Source organism: Paenibacillus sp. F411, from assembly GCF_017582705.1.
GTDB lineage: Bacteria > Bacillota > Bacilli > Paenibacillales > Paenibacillaceae > Paenibacillus_AQ > Paenibacillus_AQ algicola.
The window spans coordinates 1-23,319 of record NZ_JAGFIP010000021.1 but is presented as its reverse complement, the minus strand read 5'-3'; the positions used below and the strand labels follow the sequence as shown (position 1 = coordinate 23,319).

General features: G+C 54.2%; 22 protein-coding genes. 15 read left to right on the top strand and 7 right to left on the bottom strand.

What is annotated here, in order from left to right:
- Positions 1 to 64 precede the first annotated feature (64 nt).
- Complete coding sequence (locus tag JJQ72_RS18025) at positions 65 to 1,798, bottom strand: alpha-amylase family glycosyl hydrolase (RefSeq protein ID WP_208204507.1); 1,734 nt, start codon at positions 1,796 to 1,798, stop codon at positions 65 to 67.
- A gap of 517 nt (positions 1,799 to 2,315) precedes the next feature.
- Between JJQ72_RS18025 and JJQ72_RS18020 the strand changes: the two genes are divergently transcribed.
- From JJQ72_RS18020 to JJQ72_RS18010, 3 genes are all read left to right on the top strand, one after another.
- Positions 2,316 to 3,353 carry a LacI family DNA-binding transcriptional regulator gene (locus JJQ72_RS18020; protein ID WP_208204506.1) on the top strand — a complete coding sequence of 346 codons (1,038 nt, stop codon included), beginning with the start codon at positions 2,316 to 2,318 and terminating at the stop codon, positions 3,351 to 3,353.
- A 200-nt stretch (positions 3,354 to 3,553) separates the two neighbouring features.
- Entirely contained in the window at positions 3,554 to 4,225 is a 672-nt protein-coding gene (gene pgmB, locus JJQ72_RS18015; RefSeq protein WP_208204505.1) for a beta-phosphoglucomutase, read from the top strand.
- A 109-nt stretch (positions 4,226 to 4,334) separates the two neighbouring features.
- On the top strand, positions 4,335 to 6,656 hold the full coding sequence (locus JJQ72_RS18010) for a glycoside hydrolase family 65 protein (protein ID WP_208204504.1): 2,322 nt from the start codon (positions 4,335 to 4,337) through the stop codon (positions 6,654 to 6,656).
- A 55-nt stretch (positions 6,657 to 6,711) separates the two neighbouring features.
- On the opposite strand, the gene JJQ72_RS18005 is transcribed toward JJQ72_RS18010, so the two are convergent.
- From JJQ72_RS18005 to JJQ72_RS17995, 3 genes are all read right to left on the bottom strand, one after another.
- Entirely contained in the window at positions 6,712 to 6,921 is a 210-nt protein-coding gene (locus tag JJQ72_RS18005) for a hypothetical protein (protein WP_208204503.1), read from the bottom strand.
- 2 nt (positions 6,922 to 6,923) lie between these two features.
- Positions 6,924 to 7,970 carry an EAL domain-containing protein gene (locus JJQ72_RS18000; protein WP_208204502.1) on the bottom strand — a complete coding sequence of 349 codons (1,047 nt, stop codon included), beginning with the start codon at positions 7,968 to 7,970 and terminating at the stop codon, positions 6,924 to 6,926.
- A gap of 213 nt (positions 7,971 to 8,183) precedes the next feature.
- The gene (locus tag JJQ72_RS17995) at positions 8,184 to 8,600 is read right to left on the bottom strand and encodes a pyridoxamine 5'-phosphate oxidase family protein (RefSeq protein WP_138227582.1); all 417 of its coding nucleotides are present in this window, start codon (positions 8,598 to 8,600) and stop codon (positions 8,184 to 8,186) included.
- Positions 8,601 to 8,735: 135 nt separating this feature from the next.
- Between JJQ72_RS17995 and JJQ72_RS17990 the strand changes: the two genes are divergently transcribed.
- The 6 genes from JJQ72_RS17990 (at position 8,736) to JJQ72_RS17965 (ending at position 13,275) form a co-directional block, all read left to right on the top strand.
- Positions 8,736 to 9,119 carry a VOC family protein gene (locus JJQ72_RS17990; protein ID WP_208204501.1) on the top strand — a complete coding sequence of 128 codons (384 nt, stop codon included), beginning with the start codon at positions 8,736 to 8,738 and terminating at the stop codon, positions 9,117 to 9,119.
- Positions 9,120 to 9,440: 321 nt separating this feature from the next.
- Positions 9,441 to 10,463: an ABC transporter substrate-binding protein gene (locus JJQ72_RS17985; protein ID WP_243896202.1), complete on the top strand. Its 1,023-nt coding sequence runs from the start codon at positions 9,441 to 9,443 to the stop codon at positions 10,461 to 10,463.
- A gap of 41 nt (positions 10,464 to 10,504) precedes the next feature.
- Positions 10,505 to 10,798 (top strand): thiamine-binding protein, encoded by a 294-nt coding sequence (locus JJQ72_RS17980; RefSeq protein ID WP_138224274.1) that lies wholly within the window; start codon positions 10,505 to 10,507, stop codon positions 10,796 to 10,798.
- Positions 10,795 to 11,592, top strand: coding sequence for an ABC transporter permease (locus JJQ72_RS17975; protein ID WP_138224273.1), 798 nt, complete (start codon positions 10,795 to 10,797; stop codon positions 11,590 to 11,592). The genes JJQ72_RS17980 and JJQ72_RS17975 overlap by 4 nt, the downstream gene beginning before the upstream one ends.
- Positions 11,589 to 12,404: an ABC transporter ATP-binding protein gene (locus tag JJQ72_RS17970; RefSeq protein ID WP_138224272.1), complete on the top strand. Its 816-nt coding sequence runs from the start codon at positions 11,589 to 11,591 to the stop codon at positions 12,402 to 12,404. Before JJQ72_RS17975 ends, JJQ72_RS17970 begins: the two co-directional genes overlap by 4 nt.
- 52 nt (positions 12,405 to 12,456) lie before the next feature.
- Positions 12,457 to 13,275, top strand: a complete 819-nt coding sequence (locus JJQ72_RS17965; protein ID WP_208204500.1) for a TatD family hydrolase — start codon at positions 12,457 to 12,459, stop codon at positions 13,273 to 13,275.
- Here JJQ72_RS17965 and JJQ72_RS17960 read toward each other — a convergent pair.
- From JJQ72_RS17960 to JJQ72_RS17950, 3 genes are read right to left on the bottom strand one after another with little or no spacing between them, the layout of a single operon-like run.
- Positions 13,264 to 14,040 (bottom strand): exodeoxyribonuclease III, encoded by a 777-nt coding sequence (locus JJQ72_RS17960; RefSeq protein ID WP_208204499.1) that lies wholly within the window; start codon positions 14,038 to 14,040, stop codon positions 13,264 to 13,266. The two genes, JJQ72_RS17965 and JJQ72_RS17960, sit on opposite strands and share 12 nt — an antisense overlap.
- A gap of 59 nt (positions 14,041 to 14,099) precedes the next feature.
- Entirely contained in the window at positions 14,100 to 14,846 is a 747-nt protein-coding gene (gene nfsA, locus JJQ72_RS17955) for an oxygen-insensitive NADPH nitroreductase (protein ID WP_208204498.1), read from the bottom strand.
- Between the two features lie 30 nt (positions 14,847 to 14,876).
- On the bottom strand, positions 14,877 to 15,086 hold the full coding sequence (locus JJQ72_RS17950; protein ID WP_208204497.1) for a cation transporter: 210 nt from the start codon (positions 15,084 to 15,086) through the stop codon (positions 14,877 to 14,879).
- Between the two features lie 311 nt (positions 15,087 to 15,397).
- Between JJQ72_RS17950 and JJQ72_RS17945 the strand changes: the two genes are divergently transcribed.
- From JJQ72_RS17945 to JJQ72_RS17920, 6 genes are all read left to right on the top strand, one after another.
- The gene (locus JJQ72_RS17945) at positions 15,398 to 15,997 is read left to right on the top strand and encodes a DUF5317 domain-containing protein (RefSeq protein ID WP_138224267.1); all 600 of its coding nucleotides are present in this window, start codon (positions 15,398 to 15,400) and stop codon (positions 15,995 to 15,997) included.
- A gap of 282 nt (positions 15,998 to 16,279) precedes the next feature.
- On the top strand, positions 16,280 to 18,133 hold the full coding sequence (locus JJQ72_RS17940) for a bifunctional diguanylate cyclase/phosphohydrolase (RefSeq protein WP_138224266.1): 1,854 nt from the start codon (positions 16,280 to 16,282) through the stop codon (positions 18,131 to 18,133).
- 85 nt (positions 18,134 to 18,218) lie between these two features.
- Positions 18,219 to 18,449 carry a hypothetical protein gene (locus JJQ72_RS17935; RefSeq protein WP_138224265.1) on the top strand — a complete coding sequence of 77 codons (231 nt, stop codon included), beginning with the start codon at positions 18,219 to 18,221 and terminating at the stop codon, positions 18,447 to 18,449.
- A gap of 223 nt (positions 18,450 to 18,672) precedes the next feature.
- Positions 18,673 to 19,818, top strand: a complete 1,146-nt coding sequence (locus tag JJQ72_RS17930; RefSeq protein ID WP_208204496.1) for an ArnT family glycosyltransferase — start codon at positions 18,673 to 18,675, stop codon at positions 19,816 to 19,818.
- Positions 19,819 to 19,935: 117 nt separating this feature from the next.
- Complete coding sequence (locus tag JJQ72_RS17925; protein WP_138224264.1) at positions 19,936 to 20,910, top strand: aldo/keto reductase; 975 nt, start codon at positions 19,936 to 19,938, stop codon at positions 20,908 to 20,910.
- 204 nt (positions 20,911 to 21,114) lie between these two features.
- On the top strand, positions 21,115 to 23,319 hold a 2,205-nt coding region (locus JJQ72_RS17920), incomplete at its 3' end, for an ATP-dependent helicase (protein WP_208204495.1).

Below are 23,319 nucleotides of genomic sequence, written 5' to 3'. Positions count from 1 at the left end.
ACTGGCTCAGCACAACATCAAAAAGAGCCTGACTCTCCTTGTGCACAGAGTCAGGCTCCTTCCATTATTCCAGCACTACCGTGGTGTACCCCGGCAGGGTCAGCTCACGGCCCTGCAGCACCGCTTGCTCCGAGGTGGAGCGGGACAGCGTTGTGAAGCCGCCGGCTGCAGCTTCATCGAGCGTAATCCGAACCTCGTCTCCTGACAGGTTATGCATCACGAGCGCCTGCAGCTTCTCCGTGCTTCGGGTATATGCCATGACGCTGCCGTGACCAGAGGCGTACTGTCCGATGTTTCCGTCCCGCAGCGCAGGAAGGTCGTTGCGCCAGCGAATAAGATTCCGGTAGCGTACCAGCAAAGAGTCTTCACGCTGCAGCTGCTCACTGACCCCCTCCGTGCGGCCGCTGCCATTGAAGGTCATCGGCTCCCAATTCGTCTGGGCAGCATCCTTCTCCCCGCTTGACCAGACCATGGGCTCACGAATGCGCTCATCCGGCTTCGCTCCCTGCATGCCGATCTCTTCGCCGTAATAGATGAATGGATTTCCTGGCAGCGTCAGCAGAATGCCGGCCGCCATCTTCGCTTGCTCCTCCTGATTCCGCAGCTGCGTCATCACCCGGTTCTGATCATGGTTCGCGAGGAATACGGCATCCGTAAACTGCCCCCCGGACACTTTGCTGAACAGGCCATAGGTCCGCTCCAGCGTAAAGGCCAGATTATTGTCTTTGCCGCTCTGAACGGCACTCAAAATTTTCTCCGCCAGGCCAAAGTTAAATCCGGAGTCAAACGCCTGATGGAGATACGGAGCAATGGAGGCCGCTGAATTCTCCCACACCTCGCCCACAATATAGGCAACCGGATTCACCTCATCCATGCTCTTGCGGAAATCCTGCCACCAAGCGGTATTCTTGGCTGTGGTGCTTTCAGACTTATCTGCCGCCAGGTCCTCGTAAATATGCTTCGCTGCATCGAGGCGAAATCCATCCACACCCTGCTTCAGCCAGAACTGCCCGATGTCCTTCATTTCCTTCTGAACATCTGGATTGTCCAGGTTCAAATCCGGCATGCCGCCCCAAAAAATACCGAGGTAATGCGCTCCGTTCTTCTCATGCCATGGGTTGCCTCCACCGGCTGCGCTGACGCCGGTCGGCTCTTTCCCCTGATCCTCTGCCCATACATACCAGTCTCGTTGATCCGAGCTCACGTCTGATGAAGCTTCCAGAAACCAGGGATGCTCCACACTGGAGTGGTTCACGACCAGATCCATAATGATCTTGATTCCCCGCTTGTGTGCTTCGTCCATCAGGCGCCGGAAATCCTCCAGCGTGCCATACTCCGGATGAATATCCCGGTAGTCTGTGACATCATATCCATGATAGGACGGGGACGGATTAACCGGCATCAGCCAGATTCCGGTGACGCCAAGATCATCCGTCGTTTCGGGCTTGCCGTCGTTCAGGTAGTCCAGCTTGCTGATGATGCCGTTCAGATCCCCAATGCCGTCTCCGTTCGAATCCGCGAAGGACCTCACAAAAATCTCATAATACACCTCGGACGGCTGTTCATCCACAGCTGCCGCCGCACCGCTTTCCTGTCCTTCTCCTGCTCCGGCACCGCCTTCAGGGGGAGCGGCCTTCTCTGCCGCCGGCTGCTCCACTGCCGTTCCCATCTCACCCTCGGGCTCTCCTGCTTCCTTCACGCTGCCGCACCCCGTCACAATCCCGCCTGCCAGAAGGGCCGAGAGCGCCGCTGCCGCCCATTTTCGCGTTGCCTGTCTCTGTTTGCTCTTCACCGTCATCCCTTGTTCTTCCTTTCGCTATAAAATGGTGCAAACGATTGCTTAAACACATAGCTTCAGTCACTCATCAAGTCTTTCTTTCGCTGATAGAGCTTGAATGAGATCTCAAACCACCCTTTGTATCCGCTTTCTATTCCTTGTTAATTCGCTTTCAATTCCATTTCTATCTTACCTTAATTCACGCTAATGTTAAACCGTTTGCACAAAATTTCTGTTGAAGTGTAGATGCACAACCCCTCTCGATCTCATTCAATCACTTGAAATCAGCAGAATTCTTTGTTTTTCAAACGTTATCTTCCTGAACCGGACCGGTGTTGCATGTATTTACAAGTACCGGAATACGCGATAAGATAACAGTATGTAACCGTTTAATTTGTAAATGGGCATCAACAAAGGCTAGGCAGTGACATCCTATTACAGCCGCCGTACATTCAATCGCTTGATTTCAGCTTCACTTTTAATCTATTTCAATGAGTGACTATAACTTAGGCAAACGGTTCCACCGGAGGAGGTTATCATGTCTGTAACAATTAAAGATGTTGCTAAAAAGGCGGGCGTATCTCCTTCCACGGTTTCCCGGGTGCTTTCCAATCATCCCAGAATCAGCAGAGAAACCTCTCGCCGCGTCAAGGATATTATGGAAGAGCTCGGCTACCACCCGAATATTATGGCCAAAAGCCTCGTTTCCAAAACGACCGAAAGCATTTGCGTGATCCTGCCCAAGCCCGCTGAGGAGCTGTTCCTCAACCTGTTCTTCATGGAGCTAATCCGGGGGATTGTAGCCCAGGCCAACCGCGCCGGGTATGATGTTCTGATCAGCTCGGGCGGCAATGAGAAGGAAGAGGTTGAAGCGGTATCGCGCCTGCTGCACGGACGCCGGGTAGACGGCGCAATCCTGCTGTACTCCCGCCAGGACGACCCGGTCGTCAATTTTCTGAAAGCTCATGATTACCCGTTCGTACTGGTCGGTCGAAGCGACAGCTACCCCGATATTTTGTCCGTCGATACCGACAACGTGCAGGCTGCCTATGATGCGACCCGGCATCTCATTGCTCAAGGGCATGAGCGGATCGGCTTTGTCAGCGGTCCTCCGAATCTGGTTGTGTCCAAGGACCGGCTGGAAGGGTACAACCGGGCACTGTCTGATTGCGGAATTACAATGCGCAAGGACTGGATCGTCGAGGGAGAATTTCTGCAGGACAGCGGTTACCGCGCCATGTCCTTCTTTATGAATCTGCCGGAACGCCCGACAGCGCTCGTCATCGTGGATGACATTGTCTCCTTCGGTGTTCTGCGCGGCCTGCATGAGCTGGGCTATAAGGTGCCGGAGGACGTATCTATTATAAGCTTTAACAACATTTCGCTTACGGAGCTGTCCACCCCGCCGCTAAGCAGTGTGGATATCGGCATTTACAATCTGGGCTATACCGCATCTCAGGCGCTGATTCAGAACATTCGTCATGATGGAAGCTCGGTGCTGCCGAACCGCTATGTCATTCCGCACCGGCTTATGATTCGCGAATCGTCCATGTACTCCATGCCGAGATCGCTCTAGCCGGATTCAGGCTGACACAGCCCGGCTGATCAAGAGACTGCCAGCCGGGCAAGCAGCAAAATAATAGAAGCATATTAATGCTTCTATTATTTTTAGGGCTCGTTCAAACGTTTGCACATAAAATAAATCTGATTTATGCGCCCGGCGAGCATACTATCCCTACAGGGTAGCCGGGATGGACATTAAAGGAGGAGAAACCTATGACACCGATTAAAGCCTGTCTGTTCGATCTGGACGGTGTTCTTGTAGACACCGCCAAATACCACTACATTGCCTGGAGGCAGCTCGCACAAGAGCTGGGCTTCACCTTTACGGAAGAAGATAACGAGCGGCTGAAGGGCGTTAGCCGCATGGCCTCGCTGGACATTCTGCTCAGCATCGGCGGACTGGAGCTGACGGAGGAGGAGAAGCTGCGACTGGCGGAGTCAAAGAATGAACGCTATGTGGAGTACATTTCGGGTATGGATGCCTCGGAGATTTTACCGGGTGCGCTGGAGCTGCTTCAAGCTCTGAGATCACAGGGCATCAAGGTCGCTCTCGGCTCCGCCAGCAAGAATGCGATGTCCATTCTGGACAACACGGGCCTCACCCCGTATTTTGACGCCATCGTGGACGGCAATAAGACCGTGAGCGCGAAGCCGGACCCCGAGGTATTTCTCTTGGGAGCCAAAGAGGTGGGCGTGCTGCCTGAGGAGGCGGTCGTCTTCGAGGATGCCGAGGCCGGGATTGAGGCTGCACGCCGCGCCGGGATGCGCAGCGTGGGAATCGGCTCGGCGGACCAGCTGGGCCAGGCGGACCTTGTGCTGTCCTCACTGTCAGGCTTTTCTGTGAAGCAGCTTAAGGAATTGGAGCACCTCCCTGCTCCAAGATAAGCGCAGCTTGTGCTGCCGACCTTTTTTGCAGCCTGGATTTCGCAGATATGCAATTTGCCGATATGGCATAACATATACAATCTTATCATTCATAAAGGAGCCGTTGATCATGAAACAATATTTGAAACTGAACGAATGGTCGATTATCGAGGAAGGCTTTGACCCGCATAACCATGAAATTTCCGAAAGTATTTTTAGTATTGGTAACGGATATATGGGACAGCGCGCCAATTTCGAGGAGCAGTACAGCGGTCCATCGCTGCAAGGCAGCTATATGGCTGGTGTCTACTACCCCGACAAGACGCGCGTCGGCTGGTGGAAGAACGGGTACCCTGAATATTTTGCCAAGGTGCTGAACAGCACGAACTGGATCGGCATTGACGTTGAGATCGACGGGACGCCGCTGGATATATTCCAGTGCACCGTAAAGGATTTTGTGCGGACCTTGAACATGAAGGAAGGCGTTCTGTCCCGCAGCTTTACGGCGGTGCTGGAGGATGGCAAGGAGCTGAGAGTTTCCTCCTCCCGCTTTGTCAGCATCGTGCGCCATGAGATTGGCAGCATCCGTTATAGTGTGACCCCGCTGAATTTTGAAGGCACCCTGACCTTCACGCCTTACCTCGACGGTGACGTGAAAAACAAGGATTCCAACTATGACGAGAAGTTCTGGCTGGAGGTGTTCCGCGAAGCCGGGGAGTCCACCTCCGTGCTGACGGTGAAGACGAAAAAGCTGGATTTCCATGTGACCTCTGCCATGACCTTCGAGGCGGCAAGAAGCGGCGAGAAGCTCACGCTCACACCTCAAGCCGTAGAGAAAGAGAAATATGTCGGCAGCCGCTTCAGCATTCAGGCTGGTCAGGGCCAGGAAGTTACACTCTTCAAATATGTGGCCAATGTCACCTCGCGTGATCACGGTCTGGGCCAACTGAGTGATCAGGCCCGCCATCTGCTGGAGCAGGCAGTTCAGGCCGGCTACAGTGAGCTGGAGCGCGAGCATAAGGCAGCCTGGCTCGACAAATGGAAGGAAAGCGACATTGTCATCGAGGGCGATGTTGCGGCGCAGCAGGCGATCCGGTTTAATATTTTTCAGCTGAACCAGACCTATAGCGGCGAGGACGACCGCCTGAACATCGGACCCAAGGGCTTCACCGGCGAGAAATACGGCGGCAGCACCTACTGGGATACCGAGGCCTACTGTCTGCCGTTCTATCTCAGCACGGCGGATGCCGGCATCTCGCGCAATCTGTTAATTTACCGCTACAAGCACCTGGAAAAAGCCAAAGAAAACGCGAAGAAGCTGGGCTTCACCAAAGGCGCGCTGTACCCGATGGTGACGATGAACGGCGAGGAGTGCCACAATGAGTGGGAAATTACGTTTGAGGAAATCCACCGTAACGGCGCGATTGCTTATGCCATTTATAATTATGTGAATTACACCGGGGATACGGCGTACCTGGGCCAATACGGCCTGGAGGTGCTGGCGGAAATTTCACGCTTCTGGGAGCAGCGTGTCCAGTATTCTGAGACGAAGCAGCAGTATGTAATGCTCGGTGTTACCGGACCGAACGAATATGAGAATAACGTCAATAACAACTGGTACACAAACCGCATTGCATCCTGGACGATGGAGTATACGCTGGAGGTGCTGGAGCAGCTGCAGCGCGAGGAGCCGGAGCGTTATGGGGAGCTGATCTCCAAGCTGGAGCTGAAGGACGAGGAAACGACTCAATGGCGTCATATCATCGACAAGATGTACTATCCGGAGGATGCAGAGCGCGGCATTTTCCTGCAGCAGGACGGCTTCCTGGACAAAGAGCTGCTGCCGGTGAAGAGCCTCGATCCTGCCCACCTGCCCCTGAATCAGAAATGGTCATGGGACCGCATTCTGCGCTCTGTGTATATCAAACAGGCCGATGTGCTGCAGGGACTGTTCTTCCTGGGAGACCGATATGATCTGGAAACGAAAAAACGGAACTTCGATTTCTATGAGCCGTTCACTGTCCATGAATCCTCGCTCTCCCCATGTGTCCACTCCATTCTGGCCTGCGAGCTGGGATATCAGGAGAAGGCGTATGAGATGTACCTGCGTACGGCGCGCCTGGATCTGGATAACTACAACAACGATACCGAAGACGGCTGCCATACCACCAGCATGGCAGGCACCTGGATGTCGGTCGTTCACGGCTTCGGCGGCTTGAAGGTAAGGGACGGCGTCCTGCACCTGGATCCGTTCGTTCCCGGCCACTGGACCTCCTTCTCCTTCAAGGTGATGTTCCGCGGCGCCCGCCTGAATGTCAAGGTGAGCGAGCAGGACATCGTCATCCTGAACGAAACCGATACGGCAGTGACACTGAAGGCGGCCGGCCAGGACTTCCATCTGGAGGGGCGCGGTGAAGCCAAGGCTTCCCGTACAGTGAAAGCAGGCAGCTAGGATTGTTCTTTTCTCCTCTGCTCCCGATTTCGGCAGACATCCGGGCCTTCAGCCCCTAACCAAAACCAAAAGGCGTATTGACAAGCTCCCTGGAGGAGCCTGTCAATACGCCTTTTGGTGCTGTAATTATTGTTCCGTTACCGAAGCAGCTGAACAAGCCGCTGCAGCGCTGCCGAATGATCAGCTCCAGCCGGTCTGCGCCGCGCTGCTGTGCGAGCAGCGCATCCTCTACGGTGGATGCGATGACTTCCAGCTTGACCCTCATGCTCAGGTTGCCTTGCGTGTACGGTTGTAATCCAGCGGCGGCTGCGGAGAAGGCTTGCCGAACAGATAGCCCTGTGCCAGATCCATGCCGATCTCGCGCGCGAATTGAAACTCCTCCGGTCGTTCAATCCCTTCGGCCAGCACATAGGCTCCGAAGCCCTTGGCCGTCTCTGTAATGATCCGCAGCTTCTGCTGCTTCTCCCCGCTTTCATCACAGCGGTCAATCAGGCTGCGATCAATCTTGACATAATCAGGCTTCAGAAGCACCATTTGCTCCAGTGTCGAGTAGCCGGAGCCGACATCGTCCATCGCAACGGAAATGCCATTGCGCCGGTAAACCTCAAAGATGGATTGAAGATGCTGGGCATTGTCCACCTTTTCAGTCTCGACCACCTCAAATACAAAGTCCGCCGGATCAAGATTCAAGCGGTTAATCGCTTGGAACGTATGAGTCAGACAATAATCGGGATTATAAATGGAGGAGGGCAGAAAGTTCACGAAGCGCTTGATGCCGTTCGGCAGCCACATCGCGCTCGTCTCGATCGCCGAAATCCGGGCGGAACGGTCGAGGAACGAGTGCAGGCCCGTCTCCCTCGCCGTTTCGAAGAGCTGATAAGGCTGGAAGGACGTCCCGCCCTCCCTTGGACGGAGCAGGAACTCATAGGCGACAATCCCGCCGCTGCGGTCGACAATGGGCTGCATGAAGCTGGTAAACTGCTGCTCGGTAATAATCTGCACAACGTCAAAATGCTTCAGGCGTTCCTCAAACTGACGCAAAGGAATCCACTTCTCCCGAATGGGCCGAACTTTTTTGCCGGTAATCATCAGATCCAGTTCTTCTCTCTGGCCAACAGACAGCTTCTTCATGGACTGCATCAGAAACAAAATGTCCTCCCGGCTATGGTAGGCTGCTACGCACCGGCCTTCATGCTCACGCACAGCTAGCCCGCCGCTCTCCAGCAGCAGGGTCACCTCCGAAAGCACCGGCCGTATGTAAACGTATCCTTCATCCTCAATCGGTTCTGGTATGGAGCAGCTATCACATTGCATCGTATTCCTCCTAGGCAGATCGTTTATATATCTTTTTTATCGACACAATCCCTCATAAATATTTAACAACCGGTTAGGTCTTAAGGATTAATTATGTATAACCTAATCATACTTATTGCCCAGCAGGATGTAAAGTTTTAACTATAACTTGAAAAAAGACCTGCATATGCAGGCCTTTCCTTTGTCGAATCTTCGCTATTGATCAATCGTTGCTTACTTCTCCCATACCTGCAGCTCCCCGCCGTGAGGGGTATACTCAATGCGCTGCGCCTCGATTTCAAGAATGACATAATCCGGATCATCCGGGCCGCTGAACCAGCGCTTGAAATCCTCGTTCCACAGCTCATTGCGCAGCTGCTCCTGCTTGGTAACGCGGGCGATGCCCTGCAGCTCGATCACGTCCTTGGAGCCGCCCTCTTCATAGCCGGCCAGGACGTAAACGTTCGGATTCTCTTCCAGCTCTTCTACCTTGTGAGTCTTACGGTCTGTCGCCAGGTGCAGGTTCACTCCATCATGAAACAGTGCCATATATCGAACCTTGGGCTTGTTGCCCTCCACGGTCGCGAATGAGCAAAATTTGTTGTGGTTCAGCGCTTCAGCAATCTTCTTCTCTAATGTAGTATGGTCCATCATGCATGGCTCCTTTCCAAAATAGACATCGTATCTATAGTGTACCCGTTTGCCCGGATATGAACCTTGACAGTGCGATTTGACATGCTATGCTTGGGCTTGTTGGTTCATTCAGATTTTAAGGAGGCGGCACTCATGGCAAAAAAACGACTGGATCATGTCGGTATTATGGTGCGTGACATGGATCAGAGCATTTCTTTTTATACCTCGGTCATCGGACTGGAGCTGAAAGGAAGAATGATGCATAGCAACGGCGTCATCGAGCTTGCATTCCTTGGCTTTCAAGGCGACGATGAGACAGAGGTCGAGCTCATTCAAGGCTATAACGACAATCTTCCGGAGGAAGGCAAAGTGCATCACTTTGCAGTCAGCACCGACGACATTAAAGAGGAGTACGCACGCGTAAAGGGATTGAACGTTCCCCAGCTGGATGAGGACATCGTTACGTTGCCGAACGGAAGCCGTTATTTCTTTTTTCAGGGGCCGGAAGGCGAGCGCATCGAATTCTTCCAGAGGTAACGCTTCCTTATAAAAGGTGAGCTTGCTGGACAAGCGGAAACCTGCAGGTCTATAATTACTCGTAATCATCAAAAACATGCAGTCCAACTTCATCATCCCACGGGGAGCTGGGAATCGGCCGGCTGAGATTGTGTCCCTTACTGACACTGACCCTTGAACCTGATCTGGGTAATGCCAGCGTAGGTAACTTGCAGCGGCCAGCTATTGAAGCTTGGCTTGGAACCTGTTCTGCTGTGAACCGCCCCGCTGACGCGGGGCGTTTTTGTTAGGATTCAGATTCATAGGTTGAAGAGTGGGACTGCCCAAAAGGAGAGAAGCTTCATGATCAAGCATCCGAGATGGCTCGCACTGCTCATCTGCAGCCTGCTTCTGTTTACAGCCGGCTGCGGAAATGTACAGAAGGAAGCATCGAATGAAGGAGAGCCGAGCTCTGCCGGCAGTCCGGCGCAGCAAAGTGACGTTACGCTGATGCTCGACTGGACCGCCAACACGAATCATACCGGTCTGTATGCGGCCCGGGATTTAGGCTATTACGAGGAAGAAGGTCTCAACGTCAGCATTGTCCAGCCTGGGGCCGGCGGGACTGACGCCATGGTAGCTGCAGGTCAGGCCGAGTTTGGCGTCAGCTATCAGGAGAGTGTCACTCTGGCCCGGACACAGGACGTGCCTCTGGTATCTATTGCCGCTGTAATACAGCATAATACCTCCGGCTTTGCTGCTCCGGTGGACCGTAATATGAAGACTGCGGCTGATTTTGAAGGCAAGAAGTACGGCGGCTGGGGCTCCCCGGTCGAAGAAGCGGTCATGAAATCCATGATGGATCAAGAGGGCGCTGACGTCAGCAAGGTCCAGATGATTAATCTGGGAGATGCGGATTATTTTACGGCGGTGAAGCGGGATATTGATTTTGCCTGGATCTTCTACGCGTGGACAGGCATTGAAGCCGAGCTTCGCGGAGAGCCGCTGGATATGATCTACGTGAAGGATTACTCTGAAGCTCTCGATTACTACACCCCTGTGCTCGTCACCAGCGAGGACCTGATTGCACAGCAGCCGGAGCTGGTAAAGGCCTTTATGCGTGCAACCGCGAAGGGCTATCAATACGCGATCGACCAGCCGGAGGCTGCGGCAGCTCTGCTGTCCAAAGCGGTACCGGAGCTGGATCAGGAGCTCGTCTTAGCGAGCCAGAAGTGGCTCAGCCCGAAATATCAGGATGATGCCGCCCGCTGGGGCGAGCAAAAGGCCGAGGTTTGGAAGGGCTATGCAGACTGGATGTTTGAGCGCGAGCTGCTGGACAAGCAGATTGAAGCAGACCAGGCGTTCACGAATGATTTTCTGCCTTAACTGCCTTTAGGATAATGACAATATAGGAAGGATGAGATCTAATGGCTACTACCCTGCTGAGCATTCAGGTCATTCCCAAGACGCCGGACGGACGCGACAGCATCCCGTTCGTCGATGAAGCGATCAAGGTTATTCAGCGCTCCGGCGTGAAATATGAGGTACACGCCCTGGAGACAACTCTGGAGGGCGAGCTGCCCCAGCTGCTCCAGATTGTGAACGAGATGCACGAGGCTTTGCTTCAGGCTGGCTGTCCCGGCGTCATCTCCCAGGTCAAAATTGCCCAATATCCCTCAGGCATCAGTATGGATCAGCTAACGGAGAAATACCGCCCATGAACATGTGGTGGAGAAGCGTGTGGCCGCCCGTTGTGGCGGTCCTTCTCTTTTTGGGGGCATGGCAGCTGGCTGTTGTATGGCTCGGGATCGAGTCCTGGATTCTGCCTTCTCCTGCCGGCATTGCCCAGGAGGCCGTGAGTGGAGCACCCGGACTGGTTGGACATACAATGGCCACGCTGCGCCTGACGCTCTCCGGGTTTGCCATCGGCACGGCGGTGGGACTTGCCCTTGCACTGCTGCTGCATCTGGTACCCTGGCTTCGCACGGCCCTATATCCCCTGCTTGTGATCAGTCAGAATGTACCGACGATTGCGCTGGCTCCGCTGCTGATGATCTGGTTCGGCTTCGGCCTGCTCCCGAAGATCATCGTCATTACACTCGTCTGCTTTTTTCCGGTTGCTGTTGCTGCCCTGGACGGACTTTCCCGAAGTGATGTGATGATGATGAATTATATGAAAATGGCCGGCGCCGGAAGATGGCAGACCTTTACCAAGCTGGAGCTGCCCCATGCACTGCCGGCCCTGTTCTCCGGTCTGCGGATTGCCGCTACCTATTCTGTCATGGGAGCTGTGATCGGAGAGTGGATCGGCTCGAACAAGGGCATCGGCTACTACATGCTGCTCCAAAGATCGGCTTACCGGACAGACCGGGTCTTCGTTGCCATTGCCATCATTGTACTGCTCAGCCTTATCATGGTAGGGCTGATCGCTATGCTAGAGAAGCGCCTGGTCCGATGGGGCCACAATAACCGAGATGACCATGATCGCGGATCACGCCAGGAGGTGAGCGTATGACCAGCAAGCGGCAGGAGCATTCAAACCGGGAGCAGCCTGACACGCAGGCCCCCGCTCTAGAAGTAAAGGGCATTCACAAGACGTTCCACAGCCGCCGCCACCGTGTTCAGGTGCTAGAAGGGATTAGCCTCACTGTTCAGCCGGGGCAGTTCGTGTCCATGATCGGACCTTCGGGCAGTGGCAAAAGCACCCTGTTCCATGTGATCGGCGGGCTGATCCACCCCGACCAAGGCAGCATTATGATGCATGGCGAGGAGGTGACCGGCTCCAAGGGCAGAGTGGCCTATATGCCGCAGCAGCCAGCCTTGTTTCCTTGGCGGACTACGCTGGACAACATCATTCTGCCTCGTGAGCTTGCCGGAATGTCCCGCGAGCAGGCCCGAGCGGAAGCCGCCCGCCTGATGGAGCACGCCGGCCTGCACGGGTTCGAGCAGGCATTTCCCGAGACGCTGTCGGGCGGAATGCAGCAGCGTGCCGCATTCCTGCGGGCACTGATGAGCCCGCAGGAGCTCATGTGCCTCGATGAGCCCTTCAGTGCGCTGGATGCACTGACACGCAGCGACATGCAGCGCTGGCTGCTGGATCTGTGGGAGGAGCATCGCCGCTCCGTATTGATGATCACGCATCACATCGAGGAAGCGCTGCTGCTATCGGACGTCATCTATGTCCTCTCCCGGCGGCCGGCGCAGATTCTGAAGACCATTCATGTCCCGTTTCCGCGGCCTCGAAGCGAGGAGCTGCTCCTGGATCCGGACTTTCTTTCATTAAAGCAAGAGCTCGCCGAAACGATGCGGCATGAGATACACAGGTAGCCAGCCTGCGATCGGCGCATTCATAGAAGGAATAGAAGGAGGCAAATCTCCCATGCAATCATCTTACATCGATACTCATATTCATCTGGACGCTTACTCAGCAGAGGCGCAGGGTACTATTCTGGCGGAGCTGGCCGGCTGCGGCGTGACCTCGTTGATCAGTGTTTCCATGGGGCTGGAATCTGCCCGAAGCAATCTTCTGCTCTCACGTCAGCATGCCTCGGTAAAGCCGGCCTTCGGCTTCCATCCCGAACAGCCTCTTCCAACGGCGGAAGAGGCTGATGAGCTGTTCTTATTTATGGAGCATCATCTGAAGGATATGGCCGCGGTAGGCGAGGTGGGCTTGCCTTACTATACCCGAATTGAGGCTGAAGCCCGGGGCGAGACCTGGGACAACCGGCCCTATGAGGAGCTCCTGGAGCGATTTATCGCATTTGCTGCCAAGCACGGCAAGCCGATTGTGCTTCATGCCGTGTATGAGGATGCGGATGTAGCCTATGCTCTCCTAAAAAAACACGGCATGCTGGCTGCTGCGCACTTTCACTGGTTTAAAGGCAGCGCCGATACCATTGAGCGGCTTGCGCGGGGCGGCTCCTATATCTCCTTCACTCCGGACCTTCTCTATGAGGAGGACATTCAGGAGCTCGCCAGGCGCTACCCCGCAGAGCAGGTCATGACCGAGACGGACGGGCCTTGGCCATTCGAGGGCCCCTTCGCCGGCCGTCTGACCCATCCCTGCATGACTGCTGAGGTTGCAGCGGCCTGGGCGGAAATTACCGGCATAGAGGCTCAGTCCGCAGTGGAGCTGCTTTACCGCAACGCCCTCAGGTTCTACCGATTGGAGGAAGCCGCTGCAGGATCAGAGTTTTGATACCCTCTCAGGCAAGTCGATGCATAAGGACACCGGACAGTGATCACTGCCGTGGACACTGCAATGGATGTCGGCGTCTATCAGCTGATCTGCAAGAGAGGCCGAGACGAGAAAATAATCAATTCTCCAGCCAATATTCCGCTCCCTTACCTTCGGCATATAAGACCACCAGCTGTAGACGTCGCCTCTGTCCGGATACAGGTGCCGGAATGTATCCAGGAAGCCGGCGCCTAGCAGCTCGGTCATTTTCCCCCGTTCCTCCAGGGTGAAGCCGGAGTTGCCCAGGTTGGCTCTGGCGTTCTTCAGGTCGAGCTCCTGATGGGCAACATTGAGATCTCCGCATACAATGACCGGCTTGCTAGCGTTCAGCTGCAGCAGATAGCGGCGGAACCGATCCTCCCACTCCAGCCGGTATGGCAGGCGGCTCAAATCTCTCCTGGCATTTGGCGTATACACATTAACAAGGAAAAAGCTTTCAAACTCAAGAGTCAGCATTCGCCCTTCCGGCTCATGATCCTCCTCCATCCCATAGCGTACCGACAGCGGCGCAAGACGGCTGAATACAGCCGTCCCGGAATAGCCCTTCTGTTCTGCGTAGTTCCAGTACTGTCGATACTCCGGCCCCAAGTCCAGCTCAATCTGCCCTGCCTGCAGCTTGCTTTCCTGCAGGCAGAACAGGTCGGCATCCAACTCTCTGAACACGTCCATAAACCCTTTCTTCACACAGGCCCGCAGGCCATTCACATTCCAAGATACAAGCTTCAACTGTGATGTCCCCCTGATCTGGCAGCTTTGAGGTCTTATCCCTCACCGGCTACCGCCTTCTAGCGCTTCAGCAATCCCCGCCGCTCCAGATAATCCTTCATATGCAGCCGCACCGGCTCTGCCAGTCGCTTGGCCATGAAGGCTGACCATCCCGCAGGCGGCTGGCCTCCTCCAGTACGTTCACTCATGTAGGTGCGGTAAGCTTCATCATATTGCTGCACCTGGCCTGCGATCCCGGAAGCATCATACTTGCCGTGATGCAGCACGCCCTTTAGCGGCAGCCGCGGACGCACGTCAGGCTGCTGGTCCGGATAGCCGACACACATCCCGAATACAGGGTATACCCGCTCCGGAAGCTCCAGCAGCGCTGAAATGCGCTCGATCTCATTACGAATGCCGCCGATATACACAATGCCCAGTCCCAGCGATTCTGCCGCTACAGCCGCATTCTGCGCAGCCAGCGCGGTATCTACCGTCGCAACAATGAAATTCTCCACCGAATCAATGTAAGATTCCTGTTCTTCCATATAAGGCTTCCCCGCCTGCTGCAATCGGTATAGATCTGCACACCACACGAGAAATACCGGACACTGCTCGATATAAGCCTGATGCCCTGCCAAAGCCGCTAGCTCACATTTCATGCCGGCATCCCGTATGGCAATGACGCTGTAGGCCTGCACGTTACTGGAGCTGGACGCCATCTGACCTGCCGCAATGATCTGCTCCAGCTGGTCGTCACTGACCTCGCTAGAGCTATACTTACGAATCGAGCGATGATTCATCAGCACCTCGATAGTTTCATTCATGTGAAATCACTCCCCTCCATACGGGATCAGCTATTCCAGAATTGCTGCTTCGTAGCCCTGCTCTTCAATGGCAGCAATAACTTCTGCCGGATTCACCGAGCCTTCATTGTATTCTACCGTGACCAGTCCCGCTTCCAGATCCACCGTACCGGATACACCAGCCTCCTTCAAAGCGGCCTGAATCGCGTTCACGCAGTGTCCGCAGGACATTCCTTGTACCTTTAATACCGTTTGCTTCATTATAAGATTCCTCCCGGATTATAAAATGGTTTAGAACCTCATAGTACTATACCCCCCTACTTTATGTAAAGAATTGTACAACACCAGGCTCTGTCAAAAAAACCTGGCGAAAATCGCTGAAATGAGGATTTAAATTCCCAAAAATTGCTGATATAATGAACTGGAATATATTTCTCTTTGGCATCTGAGCATCTCTGACAATATTTTTTCTTTTTTTCTCGGCAACAAGAAGGATTTTCCTTTTTCAGGTCGAATTTCATTAATCACAAGCTTCATGAAGAAAATCGACGATAGAGGAAAGTGAGATTGTTATGGTTTTTGATGGCATTATCCTAGGTCTGATTGTCGGTATGATCCGGGGCGGTTTGAAGCAGGGACTCCATGCTTTTGGACAGCTCAAGCTGAAGGGCGGATGGATATTTCCGGTGCTGCTTCTGATTCAGCTAGTTATCTTTGCGGTGCAGGACCAATCCTCCTTCGTAGCCTCAATCAGCAACTACATGTTTATGGGCATTTATATCGTAGGTATGATTTTTTTATGGCTCAACCGGGATCAGCACGGATTCGGCTTGATTCTGACCGGCGTGTTCCTGAACTTTCTGGTTATGGCCGTGAACGGAGGCCGGATGCCCGTATCGCTGCAGGCAGCTTCCGTGCTGGATCCCTACTATGTGGACATGCTGAGTCAGGGCACAGTGATTACCAAGCATTACCTGCTTGATGAATCTACACGCCTTCCTTTCCTAGGCGACATTATTCCCTTATCTCCCCCGTACCCGAGAAGCCAAGCCATCAGTATTGGCGATATCGTAATGAACGTCGGGATCTTCGTCTACATTGTCCAGCTCATGAGTGGAGACAAGAAGAAGGCGGAGAAGAATAAGCCGCTGGAAACAGGCAGCAGCGCCTAACCTTTGAGAACTACATAATTCACATACATCAGATCACTTTGGAAAGGAGGGGACGAATATGAAAAAATTCGAGAATGTTAAATATTCCCGTATCGTATTTAACGCAGTAATCGTAGCATCCGTACTGGTTGCTCTGACCTCCGGCTTCAAATTCATGTAAGAATAAGATATACAAAAGAACAGGCTGATATCAGCCTGTTCTTTTGTATATCTCATTGTTTTGATTTGATTTATACTTTAAAATGTGGAGACACCATCAAGTATTCCGAGGAGAAACAGCCCATGTCGTTTTTAAAGCGGGAACGGACCCTGAAGATCAGCGCCAGCCAGTGGTATTTCATCATTATCTCATTGTTCGGAATTATCGTGTTTGGTTTCGTCAACAAGGCAGAATTCCTGAATTATACCTTGCAGGAGTGGACTTGGCTGTATGCGTTAACCGGAGCTACCTTAATTCTGGACCATTTTGCCTTTCAGCTTCCCCCTAAAGGCAACGGACAATCTATGGACTCGTCGGTTTATCTAGCCTGTATGTTTATCTATGGCCCAGCGTTTGCACTCAGTGTATGTTTACTTACTTTAATTATTTCGTCGGTATATTATAAAAAGCCCTTCTGGAAAGACTTGGCTAACTTTAATATTTATGTGCTCATGATCTCGGGCGCCTCTATAGTATTTACGGCTACCGGTGGAACAATTGGTACGCTGGAGAACGAAAAAATCCTTTCCTACCTGGCTGCATTGACAACCTATTTCTTTATTAATGTTCTGGTGATCGGCTTCTTCTATGTAATCCTCATGAGGAGCACGCTTTATGAAGCGCTAAAGTCTTTTTTCAAAGATATTATTCTCGTCTATTTAAGCACCCTGATTCTATCTCTGGCGTTAACGATTCTAATCAGCAGCAACGGGGTGTTCGGCCTGACCCTCTTCATTGCACTCAGCACGATGCTCTCCTACTCCTTCAAGCAGCTGTTCACCATGTACAATGACATTCAGGAGAAGGCAACGCGCGACCAGCGAACAGGACTGTTCAATCATAGTTACTTCGAAAGTCTGCTGGATGAAGAGATTGTAAAGGCTTCCCAGAACGACACACCGCTGTCTCTGGTTATGATTGATATTGATGACTTCAAAAAATATAACGATCAGTTCGGCCATCTGAAGGGAGATATGCTGCTCGGATTTTTGGGCCATTTTCTCCATGAGGAGTGTGAGCCTGCAGAGGTCGTAGCCTCCCGCTTCGGGGGTGAAGAATTTACGATTCTGATGCCGGGGTACGATGAAGGCGCCGCCTCAGAGTTTGTGAACCGGCTGCGCAAGAAGCTGAATGACACGTACTATGAAGGAGTGGAAATCTTCCCTTCCGGCTGCCTGTCCTTCTCTGCCGGCATCGCCTCCCACCGGGTAGACATTCATGATAAAGCCCAGCTGGTGGATTTTGCCGACCAGGCCATGTACTATGCCAAGAAGCAGGGTAAGAACAATGTACATATCTACGGATCCAGCTCCGCTAAGGAGCATGAGATCGATTTTGCCGAGGATGTACGGGATATTGAGCAGCAGCTGAAGCTGTTCCTGTACAAGGATGTTGACACCTTCAAGCACTCCAAGCGGGTCTTCCGCTATGCGATGGATATGAGCACGGTGCTGAAGCTCGACAGTGTGGACCGGCGGCATTTCATCCTGGGCGCGCTAATCCACGATATCGGCAAGCTGGAAATACCATGGGGCATTCTGAACAAGAAGGGCAAGCTGACCGCCGAGGAATGGGAAACGGTGAAGAATCATGTCGTATGGGGCAAGCGCATCGCTGAAACGAACGAAAAGCTGAAGGAGCTGGTGCCATTCATCGAGCTTCATCATGAGCGTTACGACGGCGGCGGCTATCCTCACGGCTACAGCGGCAAGCAAATTCCGCGCCTGTGCCGGATGCTGACGATCATTGACTCCTTTGACGCCATGACGACCGAACGGCCTTATCAGAAGACGAAGACCTACGAGGAAGGCATTGCCGAGCTGCGCCGATGCTCAGGCACCCAGTTTGATCCGGAGCTGACCGAGCTGTTTATCGGGTATATGGAGCAGCGTATGCTGGAGCAGCAGCAGCCGGCAGCCGGTATGGAATCCTCTTGACAGGACCCGAAGGGTTTCACCCGTTATGTTTGATTCTCCTCCAAAACAGGTAAAAAGGAGTATCAAACTAAACGAGGTGATTTCCATGCCACAATCTAATAAAAACCTTCCTCTGGATCACGGACCCGGTCATACCGACCATGCCGAGCAATATCCGACAGAGAAGGAGAGCCTGTTTGACAAGTTCAAAAGCGAAGAAACCGTGGACTCGATCCCTATGGAGGACCTGAACCTGGAGAAGCAGGAAGAGAAACGCAAGGACGGGACCTCCAAAGACAGCTCCTCCAGTGAGGACAAATATCACAGCGGCTTCTAGAAACAGCCGGGAAGCTGTCCGGCAGGATCAGCCCCTACTCTTTGGCTTCTCATATGACTAGCATTTTAGCAGCGGCTCCGTGTGTACGGAGCCTTTTTTTACGCCGCGCTATGGGGCTGGAGCGCCTGAAATTTAGAAGGAGAGGAAAGCCGGACTTTCTTTCCCGCTCCCGTTTCATTAAGATAAGAGATAGAACGAATATGATAAAAATGGAGTGGACAATTTGTTTTCCATCTGGTCCTTGAACCGCCTGAACCGCAAAGTGCTCCTGGGGCTCATTGTCATTGTGTTTCTATTGTCATGCCTGCTTGTTGCAGCCGGAGATTCCAAGAACCCGAGAGCGGCTGTGATTGAAATGGAACAGCAGTATATGACCAGCGCCCTGCTGATCAGCCGTGACGGAGCCGGAGACGGCTCCAGCGCCGTTTCCGGCGTCATGCCAGGGGTTCCGTTAATGATCTTCGCCCTGATCCAGCTGTTCGGGGAGGAAGACACCGCCTTTACCGCATACCGGATCATCCAATGTATCCTGCATGCCGTTTCTGTCTATCTGATATTCGTGCTGGCAAGGTACATGTTCAACACCACGACTGCACTGCTCGCTGCTATTATCTACGCCTTGTACTGGCCTGCCTACGGTCTCGCCCGGCTCATTCTGCCGGATATGACCATGCAGACACTGATGCTGCTGCTCGTATGCTCAGTAATTGCTGCATTAGAGCTGAGGCAGCTAGCCTGGTATGCAGCCGCCGGCGTACTGACCGCCGCCGTTGCCTGCTTCAATCTGCAAGCACTGCTGTATCCCGGGGTATTTCTGATCCTGTGGTATATTTACAAAAGTCCGATGAGATACATACTATGGGGTACGCTCCTGATCGCCGGCGGCTATATCCTTGTGCTGTCGCCATGGTGGCTTAGCCTGCCGCGATTTCAGAAGCTGATGTATCTCCCAGGTCCCTGGAATCTCGCACCACTATGGCTGGAAGCCCGATTTATTGAAGGGAATCCGCTCGTTCACCTGTTCCGCAGCGTCTTTGGAGGACTATCTACACGGTACGCGGGCCGTTTCGCCGACCCCGATACCCGGCGGGTTGTGCAGTCCGCGCTCGACTTCGTACGGCTGGTGCTGCTATATGCCGGTGTGGTCGGCCTGATCTGGTCTGTATGGAAATACCGGCTCAAGCGCCAGCTTCCGGTTCTGCTGACGCTGGGCTACTTCATCGCCGCCGAAGCGGCAGTTCCCAGCATTGACGGGACCGGCTTTCCGTACGGCGTATTTATTCTGCTATATACGGCGTTCCTGACTAATAAAGCCGTCATTTATGGACATAAGACCAGTCTGCTCCGCAGTCTGGAGCGCAGCCGGTAAGGCACGGCTTCGCTCGCAGCCGTGCCCGGGAGACCCGCTGTCTTGGTACTGTAGCATCACGTAGAAATGCATGTGCCTCACAGCTAACAATGATATTTATGGGAGGTTATGAATGATATGAGCATTATGCCTTTAAACCGCCGGAATGTGCCGGCAAGCCGTCTCGTGCTGGGATGCATGGGGCTTGGCGGAGATTGGGACGAAAGCCCGATTACGTCTTTGCATCTCAAAGAAGCCCATGAAGCCGTGGATGCCGCTTTGGCGGTAGGAATCAACATGTATGACCATGCGGACATCTATACGCGCGGCAAGGCCGAGGAAGTGTTCGGCCAGGTCCTGAAGGAACGTCCCGAGCTTCGGGAGAGCATGATTATTCAGAGCAAGTGCGGAATCCGTTTTGCGGAGCAGAACGGGGTGCCGGGGCGCTATGACTTCTCCAAGGAGCATATCATTCATAGTGTGGACGGCTCGTTGAAACGGCTTGGCATTGAATACCTGGACCTGCTGCTGCTGCACCGTCCTGACCCGCTGATGGACCCTTCCGAGGTCGCGGAAGCGCTGGAGGATTTGAAGGCATCCGGCAAGGTTCGTCATTTTGGCGTCTCCAATATGCATGCCGGCCAGATTTCACTGCTGCAGGCCTATACGAAGGAGCCATTCATCGTTAATCAGCTGCAGATGAGTCTGCAGCATCTGGGCTGGCTGGATGCAGGCGTTCATGTCAACCAGGAGGCTTTTCAGAACCATACGTTCCCGGCGGGCACGCTGGAATACTGTCAGCAGAACAACATCCAGATCCAGGCCTGGGGCTCTCTTGCCAGAGGCTTGTACACCGGACGAGCTGTGGAGCAGCTGCCCGAGGATATTCAAGAAACGGCTGCGCTGATCCAGCGCCTGGCTCAAGAGAAGGAGGCATCCCCGGAAGCCGTGCTTCTGGCCTGGCTGATGAAGCATCCGGCGGGCATCCAGCCGGTGATCGGCACCCGTAATCCGGACCGGATCCGCGCCTGCGGCGGTGCGGAGCTGGTTGAGCTGACGCGGGAGGAATGGTATTCCCTGTACGTAAGTGCGCGCGGCAAAGCTTTGCCATAAGCGGCATCCCGTACCGTTAAGAGCTGCACCTCCAGGACCACAAAATCCTGAGGGCAGCTCTTTTCTTTATGCTATTGGTCTATAGGTGCAGGCTTCCCGTCACGGTCTTCCTTGCAAGACATCAGCAATTTCCTTTGCCAGTCCGCTGCAATTCCGGTACACTGGGAGGGCTGTTTTTAAATTACAATGACAGGTGATTCACATATGACTCATTTCTTTAAGCGACCCTTCGGCAGTCAGCGGCGTGACCTTCCCTTTGCAGGGCTGACCTCCTCCCGCAGCAGCCGCGAGCTGGTGCGCAGTACAGACCGGGATGCTCCCTTCTTCCGCGGCCTGGAGGAGCAGGGGCTGTTCCTGAATGCAGCGCAGATTCAAGCGGTACGCCACGGAGAAGGCCCGCTGCTGACGCTGGCCGGAGCGGGCTCCGGCAAGACGTCCGTGCTGGTCAGCCGCGCCGGGCATCTCATTGCTGCCGGCGGAGCAGACCCCGGCTCCATCTTGCTGGTCACATTCTCCTCCAAGGCTGCAGCCGAAATGAAGGAGCGGATTCGGGCACTGCCGGGCATTCGCAATCGGGAGGCCGAGCAGGTAACAGCCCGGACCTTTCATTCGTTTTTCCTGTACATTTTGCGCACGCGCGGCTACCGGCAGGAAATTCTGAGCAATACCAGGCATCAGCAATTCATCGTGAAGCGGATTTTGCGGGAAATGGGCCTTGCGGACCGCTATGAGGCCGAGACGCTGTTATCGCTGTGGTCCGCCTATCGCCTGAACATGACAGGACTGGACGAGCTTCCGGCCAGCACCCCGGCAGAGGTGGAGACCCGGCAGGTTTTTGCCAGATATGAGACGTGGAAGGAAGAGCATGGCCAGATGGATTTTGACGATATTCTTGTCTGGGCCCACCGCCTTCTACAGAACGATCAGCCCCTGCTGCATTCACTGCAACGCCGCTTCCGTTACGTCATGGTCGATGAATTCCAGGATACCGGCCTGCTGCCCTATGAGCTTATCCGAATGCTTGTGAAGCCTCATAACAATCTCATGGTGGTGGGAGATGACGATCAGACCATTTACAGCTTCAACGGCGCCCGGCATGAGTTTATTCTTCACTTTGACCAAGCCTTTCCCGGTGCCAGGGTCATTACCCTGGACATCAATTACCGCTCGCTGTCGAGCATTGTGGGGCTGGGCAATGAGATCATCCAGCACAACCAGCTTCGGCGCCCCAAAACACTGCAATCCACCCGAAAAAGCGATCAGGTCCCGCTCTACCTCCGCCCCAATGATCCGGATGAGGAGGCCTCGCTCCTGCTGAGCTCGATCCAGGAGGCCGTAAATGAGAACCGCAGACCATACGGGGATTACTGTATCCTGTACCGGACCTCGCATAACAGCCGGGCCATATTCGAGCAGCTGGTGCTGGCGGGACTTCCGTTTATCCACTATGAGCAGAACGATCTGTTCTATGAGCAGTGGATGGTGAAGCCAGTGATGGAGCATCTGAGGCTGTCGCTCGATCGTCGCAATTTCCAGGCGCTGGGCGGGATTTTGCCAACGCTGTATATCAACCGGGAGAGAGGGATGGAGCATATCCTGCAGCAGGACACCCCCCGCCCCAAAAAAGGTCCCCTCTCCCATCTGCTCACCTTCCCCGGCTTGAAGGATTTTCAGATAGAGCAGGTTCGGGAGCGGTCGAAGCTGATTAAATCTCTGAAGCTCATGGAGCCGGCAGAAGCGATTCGGGAGATCCGGGTGCGGTTCTACGACAAATTTATGGAAGCCGACCGGGGCAAGGATCTGACGCTGCATAAGGAATTCATCCAGGAGGGACTGGATGAGCTGGAGGCGTCCGCCAAGCGGTTCAAGGATATTCCCTCCTTCCTTGCCTTCGTCGATGCATTGATTGAGGTTCACGGGGACATGATGCACCGCAAAAAGGATGAGCATGCCGACGCCATCAAGCTCATGACCATTCACAAGTCCAAGGGGCTGGAGTTTCCGGTGGTCTGCCTGATCGGCGCGTCTGACGGCATTCTGCCGCACACCTCCGCCCTGCAGGCTGCACAGCGCGACGACAGCCGCCCGCTCACGGCCCGGGAGCAGAAGGGCGACGAGGCGCTGGAAGAGGAGCGGCGGCTTGCTTATGTTGCCGTCACCCGCGCCCGTGATGAGCTGATCATCAGCTCGCCGGGCTACTACCGGGGACGGAAGATGGAGGTATCGCGCTTTCTTCAGAGCGTCTTCCACATCAAGGCGCAGCCGGAGAGCGGGGATGGACGCACTGGCAGCGGCGGCCCGGCTGCCAGCGACGGTGCGGGCAGGCGCTGGGCGCTGCAGCGCACGGACGCCGCGGCCCCCGCTGCCGGGCGGCGCGGTGCGAAGCCGGCAGGCCGCGGCGCGGCGCAG

Bases quoted from the DNA above. Each gene is read 5' to 3' on its own strand.
- JJQ72_RS17975 (WP_138224273.1), top strand. From the start codon at position 10,795: ATGAACATGTGGTGGAGAAGCGTGTGGCCGCCCGTTGTGGCGGTCCTT.
- JJQ72_RS18020 (WP_208204506.1), top strand. From the start codon at position 2,316: ATGTCTGTAACAATTAAAGATGTTGCTAAAAAGGCGGGCGTATCTCCT.
- JJQ72_RS18025 (WP_208204507.1), bottom strand. From the start codon at position 1,798: ATGACGGTGAAGAGCAAACAGAGACAGGCAACGCGAAAATGGGCGGCA.
- JJQ72_RS17985 (WP_243896202.1), top strand. From the start codon at position 9,441: ATGATCAAGCATCCGAGATGGCTCGCACTGCTCATCTGCAGCCTGCTT.
- JJQ72_RS17980 (WP_138224274.1), top strand. From the start codon at position 10,505: ATGGCTACTACCCTGCTGAGCATTCAGGTCATTCCCAAGACGCCGGAC.
- JJQ72_RS17945 (WP_138224267.1), top strand. From the start codon at position 15,398: ATGGTTTTTGATGGCATTATCCTAGGTCTGATTGTCGGTATGATCCGG.
- JJQ72_RS18005 (WP_208204503.1), bottom strand. From the start codon at position 6,921: ATGAGGGTCAAGCTGGAAGTCATCGCATCCACCGTAGAGGATGCGCTG.
- JJQ72_RS17950 (WP_208204497.1), bottom strand. From the start codon at position 15,086: ATGAAGCAAACGGTATTAAAGGTACAAGGAATGTCCTGCGGACACTGC.
- JJQ72_RS17965 (WP_208204500.1), top strand. From the start codon at position 12,457: ATGCAATCATCTTACATCGATACTCATATTCATCTGGACGCTTACTCA.
- JJQ72_RS18010 (WP_208204504.1), top strand. From the start codon at position 4,335: ATGAAACAATATTTGAAACTGAACGAATGGTCGATTATCGAGGAAGGC.
- JJQ72_RS17935 (WP_138224265.1), top strand. From the start codon at position 18,219: ATGCCACAATCTAATAAAAACCTTCCTCTGGATCACGGACCCGGTCAT.
- JJQ72_RS17970 (WP_138224272.1), top strand. From the start codon at position 11,589: ATGACCAGCAAGCGGCAGGAGCATTCAAACCGGGAGCAGCCTGACACG.
- pgmB (WP_208204505.1), top strand. From the start codon at position 3,554: ATGACACCGATTAAAGCCTGTCTGTTCGATCTGGACGGTGTTCTTGTA.
- JJQ72_RS17995 (WP_138227582.1), bottom strand. From the start codon at position 8,600: ATGGACCATACTACATTAGAGAAGAAGATTGCTGAAGCGCTGAACCAC.
- JJQ72_RS17925 (WP_138224264.1), top strand. From the start codon at position 19,936: ATGAGCATTATGCCTTTAAACCGCCGGAATGTGCCGGCAAGCCGTCTC.
- nfsA (WP_208204498.1), bottom strand. From the start codon at position 14,846: ATGAATGAAACTATCGAGGTGCTGATGAATCATCGCTCGATTCGTAAG.
- JJQ72_RS18000 (WP_208204502.1), bottom strand. From the start codon at position 7,970: ATGCAATGTGATAGCTGCTCCATACCAGAACCGATTGAGGATGAAGGA.
- JJQ72_RS17940 (WP_138224266.1), top strand. From the start codon at position 16,280: ATGTCGTTTTTAAAGCGGGAACGGACCCTGAAGATCAGCGCCAGCCAG.
- JJQ72_RS17990 (WP_208204501.1), top strand. From the start codon at position 8,736: ATGGCAAAAAAACGACTGGATCATGTCGGTATTATGGTGCGTGACATG.